The sequence below is a fragment of the Bacillus sp. 22446 genome (genome assembly GCF_052044955.1).
Taxonomy (GTDB): domain Bacteria; phylum Bacillota; class Bacilli; order Bacillales; family Bacillaceae; genus Bacillus; species Bacillus altitudinis.
The window spans coordinates 1-16,450 of sequence record NZ_JBQEOD010000001.1 but is presented as its reverse complement, the minus strand read 5'-3'; the positions used below and the strand labels follow the sequence as shown (position 1 = coordinate 16,450).

12 protein-coding genes are annotated in these 16,450 nt (G+C 42.1%); 10 read left to right on the top strand and 2 right to left on the bottom strand.

Going from position 1 to position 16,450, the window contains the following annotated elements; translation table 11 throughout:
* The first annotated feature begins 4 nt into the window (after positions 1-4).
* Positions 5-1,489, top strand: a complete 1,485-nt coding sequence (gltD, locus tag ACTJJD_RS00060; RefSeq protein WP_024718332.1) for a glutamate synthase small subunit — start codon at positions 5-7, stop codon at positions 1,487-1,489.
* Positions 1,490-1,552: 63 nt separating this feature from the next.
* Here the strand turns inward: gltD and ACTJJD_RS00055 are convergent, their stop codons facing one another.
* Positions 1,553-2,755 (bottom strand): nitrate/nitrite transporter, encoded by a 1,203-nt coding sequence (locus ACTJJD_RS00055; RefSeq protein WP_440608005.1) that lies wholly within the window; start codon positions 2,753-2,755, stop codon positions 1,553-1,555.
* A gap of 170 nt (positions 2,756-2,925) precedes the next feature.
* On the opposite strand from ACTJJD_RS00055, the gene nirB (ACTJJD_RS00050) reads away from it, so the two are divergent.
* The 9 genes from nirB (ACTJJD_RS00050) to ACTJJD_RS00010 all read left to right on the top strand — a co-directional run bounded on the left by nirB (ACTJJD_RS00050) (position 2,926) and on the right by ACTJJD_RS00010 (position 15,638).
* On the top strand, positions 2,926-5,187 hold the full coding sequence (gene nirB, locus ACTJJD_RS00050; protein ID WP_440608004.1) for a nitrite reductase large subunit NirB: 2,262 nt from the start codon (positions 2,926-2,928) through the stop codon (positions 5,185-5,187).
* Positions 5,184-7,322 carry an assimilatory nitrate reductase catalytic subunit NasC gene (nasC, locus tag ACTJJD_RS00045; RefSeq protein WP_017367410.1) on the top strand — a complete coding sequence of 713 codons (2,139 nt, stop codon included), beginning with the start codon at positions 5,184-5,186 and terminating at the stop codon, positions 7,320-7,322. Before nirB (ACTJJD_RS00050) ends, nasC begins: the two co-directional genes overlap by 4 nt.
* A gap of 89 nt (positions 7,323-7,411) precedes the next feature.
* Entirely contained in the window at positions 7,412-9,823 is a 2,412-nt protein-coding gene (gene nirB, locus ACTJJD_RS00040; protein WP_108611633.1) for a nitrite reductase large subunit NirB, read from the top strand.
* Positions 9,824-9,846: 23 nt separating this feature from the next.
* A complete protein-coding gene (gene nirD, locus ACTJJD_RS00035; RefSeq protein WP_008346593.1) occupies positions 9,847-10,170 on the top strand; it encodes a nitrite reductase small subunit NirD in 324 nt (107 codons plus the stop codon).
* Between the two features lie 67 nt (positions 10,171-10,237).
* Complete coding sequence (locus tag ACTJJD_RS00030; protein ID WP_008346595.1) at positions 10,238-10,930, top strand: DUF421 domain-containing protein; 693 nt, start codon at positions 10,238-10,240, stop codon at positions 10,928-10,930.
* Positions 10,931-11,029: 99 nt separating this feature from the next.
* Positions 11,030-12,010 (top strand): pectinesterase family protein, encoded by a 981-nt coding sequence (locus ACTJJD_RS00025; protein ID WP_056704304.1) that lies wholly within the window; start codon positions 11,030-11,032, stop codon positions 12,008-12,010.
* A gap of 131 nt (positions 12,011-12,141) precedes the next feature.
* Complete coding sequence (gene dacB / locus ACTJJD_RS00020) at positions 12,142-13,626, top strand: D-alanyl-D-alanine carboxypeptidase/D-alanyl-D-alanine endopeptidase (RefSeq protein ID WP_008346599.1); 1,485 nt, start codon at positions 12,142-12,144, stop codon at positions 13,624-13,626.
* A gap of 19 nt (positions 13,627-13,645) precedes the next feature.
* Positions 13,646-15,013: an MATE family efflux transporter gene (locus ACTJJD_RS00015; protein WP_035703202.1), complete on the top strand. Its 1,368-nt coding sequence runs from the start codon at positions 13,646-13,648 to the stop codon at positions 15,011-15,013.
* 64 nt (positions 15,014-15,077) lie between these two features.
* Positions 15,078-15,638, top strand: a complete 561-nt coding sequence (locus ACTJJD_RS00010) for a CatB-related O-acetyltransferase (protein WP_072368391.1) — start codon at positions 15,078-15,080, stop codon at positions 15,636-15,638.
* A gap of 26 nt (positions 15,639-15,664) precedes the next feature.
* Here ACTJJD_RS00010 and ACTJJD_RS00005 read toward each other — a convergent pair.
* Positions 15,665-16,450: BclA C-terminal domain-containing protein (locus ACTJJD_RS00005; protein ID WP_440608003.1), on the bottom strand; the 786-nt coding region annotated here is incomplete at its 5' end.

Sequence of the window (16,450 nt, the reverse complement as noted above, 5' to 3'; positions counted from 1 at the left end):
GACAATGGGCAAAGCAACAGGTTTTATGGATTATAAAAGAGAAAAGCCAAATGAACGTGACCCTCTCACTCGTCAAAATGACTGGAAAGAATATTCAGCTCCTTATACAGATGAGGTATTGAAACAGCAGGGTGCTAGATGTATGGATTGCGGAACACCGTTTTGTCAAATTGGAATGGAGATCAGGGGCGGCGTTTCTGGCTGCCCGATCTACAATTTAATTCCAGAATGGAATGACCTTGTCTACCGGGGCAGATGGAAAGAAGCGCTTGAAAGACTACAAAAAACGAACAATTTCCCTGAATTTACTGGAAGAGTATGTCCAGCACCTTGTGAAGGCTCATGTACCGTCGCGATCAATGATCCAGCAGTATCGATTAAAAATATCGAACGGACGATCATTGATAAAGGTTTTGAAAATGGCTGGATTACACCAAGAATTCCTTCAAGCCGTACAGGGAAAAAGATCGCCATTGTCGGATCAGGACCAGCAGGACTGGCAAGTGCAGACCAACTAAACCAAGCAGGACACGCTGTAACCGTGTTTGAACGATCTGATCGTCTAGGCGGACTGCTCACTTATGGTATTCCGAATATGAAGCTCGACAAAGAAGTCGTTGAGCGCAGAGTCAAACTTTTAAGACAAGAAGGCATTGACTTTGTGACCAATACAGAAATTGGTGTGGATATCACGGCTGATGAACTGAAAGAGCAATTTGATGCGGTCATCCTTTGTACAGGTGCACAAAAGCAGCGTGACCTGTTAATTGAAGGCAGGGAAGCAAAAGGGATTCACCTGGCAATGGATTATTTAACACTCGCAACAAAAAGCATGCTTGATTCAGGATTCAAAGATAAAAACTTTATTGACGCAAAAGGGAAAGACGTCATTGTGATTGGCGGAGGAGATACAGGCGCTGACTGCGTCGCAACTGCACTTCGCCAAAAAGCAAAAAGTGTTGTTCAATTCGGAAAGCATCCAAAGCTTCCAGATACACGTGTAGGGGATAACATGTGGCCAGAACAACCTTATGTCTTCTCTCTAGATTATGCTTACGAAGAAGCACAAGCAAAATTTGGAGAAGACCCGCGCCAATATTCGATTCAAACCACAAAGATTGTGGCTGATAAAAATGGGAAGTTAAAAGAGCTTCATACCATTCAAATGGAAAAGGTGAAAAACGAACAAGGGAAGTTTGAATTTCATGAGATTCCAGGAACAGAGAAGGTATGGCCAGCTCAGCTAGTCTTTATTGCGATTGGTTTTGAGGGAACTGAACAGCCACTAGTGAAACACTTTGGCGTGGACAGCAAAAACAATCGGATTGACGCAAAATATGGGGAATATACAACGAATGTAGAAGGCGTATTTGCAGCGGGAGATGCAAGACGCGGTCAAAGCTTGATTGTCTGGGCAATTAACGAAGGCAGACAAGTGGCGCATGAGGTAGACCGTTATTTAATGGGGAGTTCGGTTCTGCCAAAATAGGTCAAACAAAGGGTGTTTACCATATATAGAGAAAAGCCATGACCAAAGAGTGGTCATGGCTTTTTATGATTCAGATATGGTTGGCTGGATAATGACTTTTTTACGTTTGAACTGGGAGACAACCAAACAGAGGAAGACAGCAAGAACAAAAAGAGAAATGATCAAAAAGCCAAACGTATAGGAGCCCGTCATTTCTTTTAAACTGCCAAGAACGTTTGGTAAAAAGAATCCCCCAATGCCTCCTGCAGCCCCTACAATTCCAGTCACAATCCCAATTTCCTTATGAAACACTTGCGGCACAAGCTGGAACACCGCCCCATTCCCCATACCAAGACACATCATTCCGACAAATAAAAGCGCAATGACCACTGGTAAAGCAGGTAGACTACTCACTGCCCCTAAACAGATACCAATCAAAGCAAATAAACCGAGCAGTACTTTCATCCCGCCAATTTTATCGGCAATCAAACCGCCAACTGGCCGAAAGAAGCTGCCTGCCGCCACACAAAGCGTCACAAAATCACCGGCATGAATTTTTGAAATAGCATATTGGTCCACAAAGAAAATACTCAAGAAACTTGAAAGTCCGACAAAACCACCGAATGTAATTGCATAAAGAAGACAGAAAAACCACGTTGTCTTTACTTTAAAGACTGAAAAATAGGACCGAAGCGGCTGAGGGGCCGGCTGGTTTGGTGCATCTTTTGCTGTGAAAATAAAAAACAAAAAGACGAAACTTAAAGGAATAAGAGCGAGCCCCATCACTGTATGCCAGCCATACATCTCCGCGAGCCTTGGTCCAAAGAGTGTCGAGATCAGTGTTCCGCTGTTTCCGGCGCCGGCAATTCCCATCGCTACCCCTTGTAAATGAGGAGGGTACCAGCGGCTTGCCATCGGTAAAGCGACCGCAAAACTCGCACCTGCAACCCCTAATAAAATCCCGATCAGTACTAGCTCTGAAAGGGTTGTACCACCGAAAAACCCCCATATAAGCGGAATGGTGGTCAAAATCATGCCCATCATCGCTGTTTTTTTAGGTCCCATTCGGTCTGTTAATAGGCCTAGCACAATTCGAAAAAAAGATCCGGATAAAATCGGAATGGCTACAATCATGCCTTTTTCTATTGTCGATAAGGCAAAATCTTGTGCAATAAAAGCACCGAGTGCCCCCAGCAAAACCCAAATCATGAAACTCACGTCAAAATATAAAAATGAACCAAACAATGTCTTAGGATGACCACTAGAAGTCAATTCTGAGAGTTTCACAAAACCCCTCCTTTATTTTGAATTTTCTGACTTAAAGATAGCGAGTTGATAGAAGGAATGGAAGTGTTGTGTTAGAAAAAATGACATGGATAAACACTTTTTTACAAATGTGTGCCATAATCTATGGCAAACATTGCTTTGGCGCAAAAAGCTAGAAAGGTTGATCTCACATGGCAAAACGTAAACTCGTGTTTATCGGAAACGGCATGGCGAGTATGAAATGTATCGAACATATCGTAAAGAAACAGCCAGAACGCTATTCCATCACGATCATTGGAAAAGAGAAGCACCCGGCCTACAACCGAATAAAACTTTCGTCAGTTTTACAAAAAAGTGAATCGTTGTCTCAAATTGAACTAAAGCCAAAAGAATGGTACACCAAACATGACATCACCATCCAAACAGGCGAAGCAGTTGTCCACATCGATACAAAGCGTCAATTGCTCATGACAGAAGCACGCCGGAATATCCCGTATGACAAACTGGTTATCGCCACAGGCTCATCGCCTCATTTTCTGCCTATACAAGGCGTATCCAAAAAAGGGGTCTATGCTTTTCGTACGATTGACGATTATGAGGCCATTTACGCTGATTCTTTACGCTATGAGCGTGCAGCAGTCATTGGAGGTGGTGTACTTGGTGTGGAAGTGGCCGCTGGTTTACAGATCGCTGGACTGAAGACAACCTTGATTCATCACACGGATTGGCTTATGCAACGCCAATTAGATGAAACAGCTGCAGGGCTTTTGTCTCAACAATTAAGTCGCAAGGGGATTCAGGTAAAAACAAATGCTCATACGATTGCATGTTTAGGAAACGAGAGAGTAGAAGGCGTTCTGTTAAAAAGTGGAGACATCGTGGATGCTGATCTCTCGGTTTTCACAACAGGGGTCCGTCCGAATATAGAGCTTGCAAAACAGCACGGCATTCATACAAGAAAAGCCATTGTTGTAAATGATGTCATGCAGACAAACGTTGAGAATATTTATGCTATTGGAGAATGTGCAGAGCATAAGGGGATGGTGCACGGTCTTGTGCAGCCTATTTATGAACAAGCAAACGTGCTTGCGAATCATTTATTAGATGAACTGGTCACGAATTTACCTCCTGCCATTTATTCAACAAAATTGAAAGCAAATGACATATCTATTTATTCTGCTGGCAGTATTGTAAACCGATCCCCCTCCGCTTCAGTGGTGACTTACTTAGATGAAGAACAAGAAGTATATAAAAAACTAGTGTTTGAACATGATGTGCTCACAGGCGTTGTATTAGTTGGTCAACTTGAGAGAGCTGAACAGCTTTTGCAGGATGTAAAAGTGGGGCGTGATAAAAGCGTAGTCATGAAATCGCTGAATGAAGAGCAGATATCCCCTTTAGATTCATTAAAAGCAGAGGATCTCATCTGCCAATGCCACACGGTGACGAAGGGAGCGATATTCAAAAGCATATCGGTCCATCACCTGACAAATTTAGAAGAGATAAAAAAACAGACAGGGGCCGCAACGGGCTGCGGAGGCTGTCAAGAGCTTGTTCGTGCCTGCTGCCATGTCTCATCAAATCAGCTAACGGAAGCACTGGACACGTTTTGCTCGTGCACAAATGTAGAGAAACAGACCATTTTTTCGTATATAAAAAATCAGCATCCGCTGAATGAAGAGCAAGTAAGAAGACAATTTAATTGGATGACAGATAACGGCTGTGACAAGTGCCGAGCAGGCATTCCATACTATCTTGAGCAGTTTCAAGATCTTTTCGTAAAAGACAGCCCATCAGATCATGAGCACATACTAATGCCTCAGTTATATGGTGGCCGTCTTGATCTGACATTTTTACAGATGATAACCGGATTGTTAGAGCAAAAGCAAATTCAGCACGTAGAACTAACGGAGAATAAACGAATTCGGCTGATCGGTATTTCACAAGAGGCCGCCCATATTGTAAAAGAACATGGACACATCATGCCACAAGAAAGCAAGAGACTTTCTCATGTTCTTTCATGTGATTGTCGTCACGATCCATCTGTCACAACACTTGTCATGGAGATCGAAAGACAACTAGAAAACACGCTTTTACCTGCAGTCACATCGATTCATATCGCTGGTCCTTCCTGCGTATGTCATTTCAGCCCCATCTATGACATCTGCATCAAGAAGCAGCTGGATGAATGGGACATTTATATAGGAGGCAGCATACGTCAACCTAAGGCAGGTCAGCTTTTTTATTCTGTGAGCCGAACGGATGAGCTGATTCCTTTTTTAAAAGCACTGCTTGAAGACTATAGAAAACGTGCATATTTTCAAGAATCTATTGGAGACTGGATCCAAAAAAACGGCAGCATTTCCATCCGAGAAAAATTGCTCGATGAGGAAATGAGAGAAGAGCTCTGCGAGCAATTTGAGCAAAGTAGACAAAAGGGTGTGAATGTATGAATCAATCTTTTTTACAATATGTGCAGCAAACATCAGAGCAGCAAGAGCGAAAAAGGGTGTTCCCATCTCAATGTCCGTTTTGCAGTATGCAGTGCAAAATGCAATTAGTCGAGCAGCACGCAGAAGGGCGAACACGCTACCAGACGATAGGTATTCATAATCCAACCACGTTCGGCAGGATCTGTATGAAAGGGCAGCATGCTCACCAGCACGCACTGCACAAGGAACGATTGAATCACCCCCTCATCAAAAGAAACGGTCAATTTGTCAAAGTGACTTGGCAGGAGGCACTTGACGAAATCAAAGCACGCACTCAAACCCTTCAGACGGAACATGGGAACGATGCTATCAGTGTTTATGGTAGTGCATCGATTACAAATGAAGAAGCTTATTTACTCGGAAAATTTGCAAGGGTCGCCCTTAAAACGAAATACATTGATTACAATGGAAGACTGTGTATGTCTTCAGCAGCAACAGCAGCTAACCAAACATTTGGACTTGATCGGGGTCTAACATTTCCGCTTCGTGACATCAAGCATGCCCGGGTTTTACTATTGGTTGGAACCAATATAGCGGAATGTCAGCCGACCCTCATGCCGTACTTGGAAGAAGCTAAAAAGAACGGGGCATTTCTCATCGTGATCGATCCGCGAAAAACAGCAACAGCCAAACTAGCTGACTTACATGTCAGCTTAAGGCCTGGGTCAGATGCTGCACTCGCAAATGGAATCTTACACGTCATGCTTCATGAACAGTTACTAGACGAAGAATTTATTAAAAAACGAACATCAGGTTTTCAAGAAATGAAACAGCATATTTCACACATGTCCCTGCCTGACATTACGCAGCAAACCGGTGTATCGATGAAAGTCATTCAAAAAATAGCGAGAAAATTCGCACGCGAAAAAACAGGAATGATTCTGACTGCAAGAGGCATTGAGCAGCAAATAGACGGGACAGCATCCGTTCGTAATTTCCTGAATATTCTGCTTGTTACTGGGAAAATTGGCCGGATTGGGTGTGGATATGGTGCCATTACTGGGCAAGGAAATGGACAGGGTGCAAGAGAACATGGACAAAAAGCAGATCAGCTTCCTGGTTACCGTGATATCACAAACCCAGTACATAGAAAAGAAATGGCCGAAATATGGAATATCGATGAAAAAGAACTGCCTGGAAAAGGTGTATCTGCTTTTGAAATGTTTGAAAAAATGCAGAAAGGAGAGATAAAAGCGCTCTTTTTAATGTGTTCTAATCCCGTTCAATCAGGTCCGCATGCAAGTTTTATCAAAAAAGCCATCGAGCAGCTGTCCTTTTTTGTCGCAATTGATTTATTTATCTCTGAGACGGCTGCACTTGCAGATGTTATTTTACCAGCTTCGTCATATTTAGAGGACGAAGGGACCATGACGAACATAGAAGGACGCGTTACGCTGAGAGAAGCAACCTATCCACTCAAACACCAAAGAAAGCACGATTGGCAAATCATTTGTGATATAGCAGCAGTATTAGGCAAAGGCGGCTCTTTTTCTTTTTCATCTGCAGAAGACATCTTTGAGGAATTGAGAACAGCAACGAAAGGAGCCAAAGCCGATTATTCCGGTATGACCTATGACAGGTTAAGGAAGACGCAAGGCATATTATGGCCCTGCTCTCATTTGGAAGACCGAGGAACAGAAAGACTATTTGAGCATCAATTCTCACATCCTGATAAATTAGCAAAATTTGCAGTCGTTGCACATGGACAACAGGGTGCAAAAGAACCAGTCAGTCCAGAATATCCACTCTATTTAACGACCGGCAGGGTGATGGCTCATTACCAAACGGGCGTTCAAACAAGAAAAAGCACCTCTCTTGTTGCCCGGCAGTTTGAAGCTTATGTAGAGCTTCATCCTGATACAGCCGAAGCCTACGGGATTCAGCACGGGGAACTCGTCACCATCCAGTCAAAACGAGGTAGTGTCATCATGAGGTGCCACATAACAGATACCACCCGAAAAGATACTGTGTTTGTTCCATTTCACTGGAATAAACATCAATCAATTAACCTATTAATTGGTAAACAGTTAGATCCACACAGTAAAATGCCAGGTTTTAAATATTGTCCTGTACAGCTGTCAGCCTACAAGAATTGAAAACTATGTGAGAAATTTTAACATGTATTTTCCATCTTTGTTTAGATTATGGTACTTTCTAAAAAACGATCACATGAGGGGTGTTTTTCATGAAAGAAAAACTCGTATTAGTAGGGAATGGTATGGCTGGTATCCGAACGCTCGAAAACATTTTAAAAACAGACAATGAACGATTCGACATGACTGTATTTGGAACTGAGCCGTATCCTAACTATAATCGGATTCTTTTATCGAAAGTTCTCCAAGGGGATACAAAGACAGAGGATATTACGTTAAACGATTGGAATTGGTACAAGGAACATCATATTCAGCTGTTTACAAATGAGACCATTGTGAAGATCGATCCAGACAATCAAACCGTTATGAGTGATCAAGGACGGACCGTGCATTATGACCGTTTAATTTTAGCGACAGGGTCCCTCCCGTTCATCCCGCCCATTCCAGGGAGCGATAAAAAAGGGGTAACAGCTTTTCGTACATTACAAGACACAGAGGAAATGGTCAAAGCATCTACGATGTACAAAAAAGCAGCCGTTATTGGAGGCGGGCTCCTTGGACTTGAAGCAGCACGTGGTCTATTAAACTTAGGTATGGAAGTGACCGTCATTCATCTTGGCTCTCATCTAATGGACCGGCAGCTCGATCCGGTGGCAGGTCAACTTCTGCAAACAGCATTAGAAAAACAAGGCATGAGCTTTTTATTAGGAAAACAGACAAATGAAATTTTAGGAGATACAAGAGTAGAAGGGCTAACATTTTCAGATGGTTCTACATTAGAGACAGATATGGTGGTCATGGCAGCAGGAATTAAACCGAATCACAAGCTTGCCGAAACGAGCGGCATTGAAGTGAACCGGGGAATTATCGTCAATGATTTCATGGAAACAAGTGTCCCGCGGATTTACGCAGTCGGAGAATGTGTTGAACATAGAGGACAAACGTACGGTCTTGTTGCGCCATTATACGATCAAGCAAACGTGCTTGCGAAGCATGTTTGTGATATGGCCCCGACGCCTTATGAAGGATCTGTTCTATCGACACAGCTGAAAGTATCAGGGGTTGATGTATTTTCAGCTGGAGATTTTATAGAAAACGATGAGAAACAAGCGATTAAGATTTTTGACGAACAGCAAGGCATTTATCAAAAACTAGTCTTCCAGCAAAACCGATTAGTCGGCGCCGTCATGTTTGGAGAAACAAGCGATGGACCACGTTTATTCTCGTACATTAGAGAAGGTGTTGATATGTCAGATATGGAAAAAGTATCTGTCTTAACATCAAATGAGCTGGCGCAAGAAAACACGATTGAACAAATGGCAAACGACCATATCGTTTGTGGCTGTAATGGTGTCTCAAAAGGTCAAATAGTGGCAGCTATTCAAAAAGAAGGCCTAACGACTATACAAGAGGTCAAGCAATGTACAAGTGCTTCTCGGTCATGCGGAGGCTGTCAATCTGTTGTGGAAGAGATTTTATGGCACACTTTAGGCGATGATGCAAACCGCACTGCGCAAAAAGAAACCATCTGCGCCTGCACCACCTTATCAAGAGATGAAGTGATTCATGAAATAAAAGAGAAAGGTTTGCAGCATGTCAAAGAAGTGATGAATGTACTTGACTGGGAAACAGAAGAAGGCTGTTCAAAGTGCCGGCCTGCACTGAATTACTATTTAGGGATGATGTATCCGCTTGACTACAAAGATGAAAAAAGCTCGCGATTTGTGAATGAACGAATGCATGCCAACATCCAAAACGATGGTACCTATTCGGTCGTTCCACGTATGTACGGGGGCGTGACAAATGCTAATGACCTGAGAAAAATAGCGGATGTCGTTGACAAATATGAGATACCGCTTGTGAAAATGACTGGAGGGCAGCGAATCGACCTTTTAGGTGTCAAAAAAGAAGATTTACCAAAAGTATGGGCTGATTTAGATATGCCGTCTGGTTATGCTTACGGAAAATCATTAAGAACCGTCAAAACTTGTGTTGGAGAACAATTTTGCAGATTCGGAACGCAAGATTCCATTTCTCTTGGGATCGCACTTGAAAAGAAATTTGAAGGACTTGCCACACCGCACAAAGTCAAAATGGCCGTATCAGCCTGTCCAAGAAACTGTGCTGAATCTGGGATTAAAGATCTTGGCATCGTAGGTATCGATGGGGGATTTGAATTGTATGCTGGCGGGAATGGAGGGACACATTTACGAGCTGGAGACTTATTAATGAAAGTAAGTACAGCAGAAGAAGTAGAACAAATGGCCGCAGCCTACCTTCAATATTACAGAGAAACCGCAAATTATTTAGAGAGAACATCCGCTTGGGTTGAACGGCTTGGATTGAATCATATCCAAACGGTACTGCTAGATGACAAGAAACGTGCAGCATTAATCGAAAGAATGGACATCGCACTTTCAACTTATGAAGAACCGTGGCAAGAGATTCGAGAGAACGAAACAGAAACAAGACAATTATTTCAAAAGGCAACTGCTTCCGTCTAAATCAATTGAAGGGATGAGATCAGATGACAGTTTCAATTGTAAAAGTTCATATTGGTACAATATCAGATTTCCCGTTGCAGCTAGGGAAAACAGTCGCAGCCGGTCCACTTGAATTAGCTGTTTTTCAAACCTCTAACAAGCAGTTCAAAGCCATTGAAAATCGCTGTCCTCATAAAGGCGGTGTACTAGCTGAAGGAATGGTGAGCGGAGATCATGTCTTCTGTCCAATGCATGATTGGAAAATCAATCTTTCATCAGGAAATGTTCAAGAACCAGATCATGGATGCGTGAAAACATATGAAGCATTGGTTGAGGGAGACGACGTCTTTATTTTACTGCCTTCATAAATGGTTTAGAACCTTCCTTTCCTGTACATGCTTGTAAGTACATGCAGTGAGAAAGGAAGGTATATGTGTGCCATTTTTTAATATTTTGATTGAACTCTTTATCGGATTTTTCGCTTTATTTTCCATTACAAAGCTATTAGGGAAAACACAATTTGCACAAATCACGCCGTTTGATTTTATTTCTGCACTGATTTTAGGGGAGATGGTCGGTAACGCCATTTTTGATCCAGAAGTCAGCGTGCTACATATCCTTTTTGCAGTTGCAGTCTGGGGCGTTTTAATCTACACAGTTGAATGGCTTTCACAAAAATTCAAATCCATTCGCGCTTTTTTAGAGGGAAGACCCACTCTTGTGATTGATAAAGGAAAGATTCACTACAATCGATTAAAGAAAAATATGCTCGATTTAAATCAGTTGCAGACGCTGATTCGAGCGAAAGGGCATTTTGCTCTTAATGAAATTGAATTTGCCATTTTGGAAACGGATGGGTCTGTGAGTGTGCTTCCGAAAATGAAATATGCACCAGCTACAGCCGAAGATGTGAACGTGAAAGGAAAAGAAGTCACATTGCCTAGAACGTTTATTATCGACGGAGAGATTTTAAAAAAAGATTTAAAGGAAGCTGGATTTGATGAAGCGTGGCTGAGAGAGCAATTGAAAAAGCAGCACATATCCTCCTATAAAGACGTCCTATTTTGTGAATGGATTGAAAATGAAGGAATTTATGCGATGAAATATGAAAAAACATCCACAACCTAACACAGTGGATGTTTTTTTGTGTTTTTTTGTTTTATAACTGAATAGGATCAAAAAGAATACGTCAATGAAAACGTTCACAATATAAGGGGGAGATGTGTGATGAAGTATGGAAAACGACTGCTGATGATGGTATTGGCCTTACTGCTTTTTGACTCAGCTTATGCGCAAGCAGCTGGACACAACCATCAAACAAACCGCGTGCTTATTGTCGATCAAAAAGGAAATGGGACATTTCGAACGGTTCAATCTGCCATTGATGCGATACCAGTGAACAATCAACAGCAAACGACGATATATATTAAAAATGGTGTGTATAAAGAAAAGATTCTCCTTCCGCAAAATAAGCCGTATGTGTCCTTTATTGGAGAAAATCAGTATCAGACGATTCTGACGTATGATGATACAAATGCAAGCAGCGGGAGCACAACCAATAGCTCTAGTACAATGATTCGGGCAAATCATTTTTATGCAGAAAATATCACGTTTCAAAATACAGCTGGCCGAAACGCAGGGCAGGCGGTTGCCCTTTATGTATCCGGGGACCGGGCTGTGTTTAAACACGTACGTGTTCTCGGGTATCAAGATACACTTTATGCCACTGGCACAGGGAGACAATATTATGAAGATTGTTATATCGAGGGCACGGTTGACTTCATCTTTGGTTCAGCAACGGCTGTATTTAAAAGAGCTGAAATAAAAAGTCTTGGAAATGGGTATATTACAGCGGCATCCACAACAGAAGCGCAAAAGTATGGCTACGTTTTTATTGATTCCACATTAAATAAAGGAACGGCTTCGTCTCAATCTGTGTACTTAGGCCGTCCATGGAGACCACATTCGGCTGTCACGTTCCTCCAAACAAAAATGGATGAACATATTAAAGCTGAGGGATGGCATAACTGGGATAACAAAGACAACGAAAGAACGGCTAGATATCAAGAATATGGATCAACGGGCGCAGGGAGTCATGTGGCAAACCGAGTGAAGTGGTCAACGATATTAACAAAAAACGAAGCAAGTCAAATCACCGTTCAATCCGTGCTTAGCGGAAGCGATGGCTGGAATCCTGAAAAAAGGTAAAAGAGGCTTGTCAGTTTTCGTCAAAGAAAGCTGACTTTTCTGTTTAAAAAACCTTTGAGAACAAACGTTCTTTTGTGTATAATGAACATAATCTGCTAAATTTGGCTGCTTTTCTAAAAAGGAGGGATTGCGTGAAACGTTTCTCACAGGTCATGTTTTTACAACTATGTATTTTGTCGATGTTATTTCTCCCTTTTTCAGTGAAAGATGAACAACTAACAGCTCATGATGATCAATCAAAATGGATCACTTCTTTAGACGAATTCATTCGAACAGCACCTGATTTAGAGGGCGCAATTGCTGGCATCAGCGTACGCGATACTTCTGACACTTCTCTTCTTTATGAACATCAAGCGGACATCCGTCTGACTCCTGCTTCTAATATGAAATTACTCACATCTGCTATCGCACTCGATCTACTGGGTGAAACACACACTTTTCCAACAGACGTTTGGATAGATGGTTCAATTCACAAAAAAACATTGCACGGCAATCTTTATCTCCGAGGCTCTGGAGACCCGACATTGTTAGAAAGCGATTTTGCCGCATTAGCCAAACAAGTCAAAAAGGCCGGAATACATACGATTCGTGGACAGCTTGCAGCTGATGATACTTGGTTTGATGACACAAGGTATTCCATCGATCTGCCGTGGAGTGATGAAGATCAATATTACGGCGCTCAAATATCTGCTCTTACTGCTTCACCGAATGAGGATTATGATGCAGGAACGATCATTCTCGAAGTCAAGCCGGGAAAGAAAGCAGGGCAGAAGGCCAGCTATGAGATGATCCCGAAGACTGACGTCGCTCAAGTTGTCAATCAAGTGAAAACTGTGCCAGAAGGTGGAAAGAAGAAAATATCTTTTAAACGCTCTCACGGTACAAACAAAATTACACTGACTGGGACGATTCCGCTAAAAGCATCCTCGTCTAAACAATGGGTCGCATTATGGGAACCGACAACGTATGCTTTAGACTTAATGAAACGAGCATTAAAGGCTGAGGGGATTCAGCTGAAAGGACCACTCAAAACAAAACAAGTTCCTAAAAAAGCGAAAAAAATCGCTTCCCATACATCAATGCCTTTATCCGATCTTCTTGTTCCGATGATGAAATTAAGCAACAATACACATGCAGAAATTCTGTTAAAAGAACTTGGGAAGCGGGTAAAGAACAAAGGGAGTTTTGACAAAGGGCTTGACGTGCTGAATGAACGTCTTCCTGCCTATGGCATAGATGCATCTATGACTGTGTTGAGAGACGGATCAGGCATATCACCCATTAACCTTGTTTCTGCAAATCAATTCACGTTATTTTTGACAAACATTCAAAAGGAAAAATGGTTTAACACCTATGTCCATGCACTTCCGTTAGCTGGGGCAAGTGAGCGTATGGTGGGAGGTACATTAAGAAACAGATTGAAAGAACCAGCTACACTAGAAAAAGTGCGTGCAAAAACAGGTACGCTATCAACGGTCAGCACACTATCTGGATATATTGAAACACAGAGTGGAAAAACGCTTGCTTTTTCCATCTTATTGAATCATCTCGTTGATGACGAAAAAGGAAAAGAGATAGAAGACCGCATTGTCAGCATGTTAGCTGAGGATCTTTAGACAGAGAAGGAGAACCATCATGACGTTAGATAATAATCAATCTTTAGTAAAAACCATGTCGATCTTTCTAATTCCACTTTTATTAAGCAATATTTTGCAATCAATTGGACAGCTTGTTTCCATTGTGCTTGTCGGTAGATGGATTGGAGAGGATGCAGTAGCTGCGATTTCGGCATTCTTTCCACTTTTCTTTTTACTTGTTTCTTTTTCCATTGGGATTGGATCAGGGAGCTCGATCCTTATTGGACAAGCATACGGAGCAAAAAATGAGCAGAGGTTAAAGGAAATTATCGGTACAACGCTTTCGTTCACCTTTTTAATCGGACTTTCTTTAGCTGTCATTGGAGGTTTTTTTGCCACAGATATTTTACATCTGATGGGGACACCTGCAAATATTGTGGAGGAAAGTGCGGCATATGCCAGAATCCTATTCATCTCCATGCCCATCTTATTTCTTTATTTTGTCTATACAACTTTTTTACGAGGAACAGGAGATTCAAAAACACCATTTTATTTCTTAATGATTAGTACAGGAACCAATATTTTATTGCTGCCAATTTTATTATTCGGCTGGCTTGGTTTACCGGCATTTGGTTTATATGGTGCTGCGTATTCTTCTGTGATTTCTACAATCGTTACGTTTATCATTCTTCATATCTATCTTTATAAAACAAAGCACCCGCTGCGCATTGATGCGTCGGTTAGAAAGCATTTATTGATGAAAGGGGATTTATTAAAAACGCTATTAAAGTTAAGTATCCCTTCTAGTATTAATATGATTCTCATTTCTTTATCAGAAATTGCTGTCATTTCTTTTGTCAACGATTATGGATCACAGGCGACAGCAGCTTATGGCGTTGTCAATCAAGTCGTAAGTTATGTACAGATGCCTGCAGTGAGCCTTGGTATTGCAGTTTCTATCTTCGCCGCACAATTCATTGGCGCAGGAAACATGAATCGTTTGAAGGATGTCATTAAAATTGGGCTGGGGCTAAACTTTGCAATAGGCGGATTGATTATTATTTTCGTCTATATTTTCGCACCACAAATTTTATCTATCTTTTTAACAGATCCTGCAACGATTGATATTGCATATAGTTTGGTCGTGATTACCCTATGGAGCTATCTCATTTTCGGAACAGCACAAATCGTTGCAGCCACAATGAGAGCAAGTGGCACAGTTCTATGGCCGACCATCTTTAGTATTTGTTCCATTTGGCTTGTTGAAGTACCAGTGGCTTATGTGCTATCACACCATACATCGCTTGGGATCAAAGGAATCTGGATAGGATATCCTGCAGCCTTTTTTGTAAACTTATTGCTCCAATACGGCTATTATCGACTGGTATGGAAGAAAAAGCAGATCGTTGCACTTGTCCAATCATAATGTGAGCCTATCATCTGGCATATATATACGAAGATCGATTACTTTGTAGGGGGTCTGATCTTCTATGTTTTTAAACCAAAGAAGTGAGCTCAGTTCGTATGATATCGGTGACTTCACTTATGCTGGACCAGATTTTCAAGTCTTGACGTGGGGAGAAGGAACAACGCTGAATGTAGGAAAGTTTTGTTCCATCGCAAACGAAGTAAAAGTTTTTCTTGGTGGTGAACACCGAACAGATTGGGTCACCACATATCCCTTTAATCAAATTTTCACAGATGCTGCCCACATTGAAGGACATCCACGATCAAAAGGGGACGTGTGTATAGGGCACGATGTTTGGATTGGATATGGAGCAACAATCATGTCAGGGGTACAGATAGGAAACGGGGCAGTCATTGGAGCAAATAGTCTGATTACAAAAGATGTGCCTCCATATGCGATTGTCGCAGGGAACCCGCAGCGTCTCATGAAATATCGGTTTTCTTCTGATATCATTGAAAAACTTCAGTTGTTAGAATGGTGGAATTTAGAGTTTACCGTCATCCAATCTATTTTTCACCTCTTACAATCTAATGATATCGAACATTGTATAAAAGTTATAGAAGACATAAAAAAGAAAGGCTGAAAAGCCTTTCTTTTTTCTTTTTTTGCTTAACTGAGCCGTATGATGGTCAAGGTTGCTCCGGCCGCACCACCACCGCCAACTAATATAGCTGTGACAACCACTCCAAAAAACTGCAGTGAAATAGTATTACCAGCTGTTAAATTAACAATGACAGTATTGTTAATAAATGAAGTAGAGATAGTAGGTGATTGAACAGAACCAGAAATAGTATTTGTTCCATTTAACAGCAAACGCGTATTAATCAAAAGTGCTGTAGTGGTGTTGACTTGATACGTAATATAATATTTACCTGTTTGCAGAACGGTAAAAACCGTACTTGTGCCGTTTGCTGTAAAACCGGTAATGTTTTGAAAGTTCGGCAATGGAATATTCGTTCCCGAGGCTACAGTAACAATGGTAGGACCAGAACTATTAGCAGCATATAGTGCTGTATCCGTAAAACCACCTGTTCCAGTAGGTCCGGTAGCACCCGTGATACCTGTAGCGCCAGTCGGACCAGTTGGTCCAGTGCTGCCCGTCACACCAGTGGCCCCAGTAGGTCCGGTAGCACCTGTGATACCAGTGGCACCAGTAGCTCCAGTTGCACCCGTGCTGCCAGTGGTCCCAGTAGGTCCGGTTGAACCTGTAATTCCTGTAGCACCAGTAGCTCCAGTTGAACCTGTGATTCTCGTGGCACCAGTTTCTCCAGTTGAACCTGTGATTCCCGTGGCACCAGTAGATCCAGTTGCACCCGTGATGCCAGTGGCACCAGTAGATCCAGTAGCACCCGTGATACCCGTGGCCCCAGTAGGTCCGGTTGAACCTGTGATACC

What these genes read in the sequence shown, in the direction of transcription:
- gltD (WP_024718332.1), top strand. Translation starts at nt 5, where the DNA reads ATGGGCAAAGCAACAGGTTTTATGGATTATAAAAGAGAAAAGCCAAAT.
- nasC (WP_017367410.1), top strand. Translation starts at nt 5,184, where the DNA reads ATGAATCAATCTTTTTTACAATATGTGCAGCAAACATCAGAGCAGCAA.
- ACTJJD_RS00015 (WP_035703202.1), top strand. Translation starts at nt 13,646, where the DNA reads ATGACGTTAGATAATAATCAATCTTTAGTAAAAACCATGTCGATCTTT.
- ACTJJD_RS00025 (WP_056704304.1), top strand. Translation starts at nt 11,030, where the DNA reads ATGAAGTATGGAAAACGACTGCTGATGATGGTATTGGCCTTACTGCTT.
- nirB (WP_108611633.1), top strand. Translation starts at nt 7,412, where the DNA reads ATGAAAGAAAAACTCGTATTAGTAGGGAATGGTATGGCTGGTATCCGA.
- ACTJJD_RS00010 (WP_072368391.1), top strand. Translation starts at nt 15,078, where the DNA reads ATGTTTTTAAACCAAAGAAGTGAGCTCAGTTCGTATGATATCGGTGAC.
- nirB (WP_440608004.1), top strand. Translation starts at nt 2,926, where the DNA reads ATGGCAAAACGTAAACTCGTGTTTATCGGAAACGGCATGGCGAGTATG.
- nirD (WP_008346593.1), top strand. Translation starts at nt 9,847, where the DNA reads ATGACAGTTTCAATTGTAAAAGTTCATATTGGTACAATATCAGATTTC.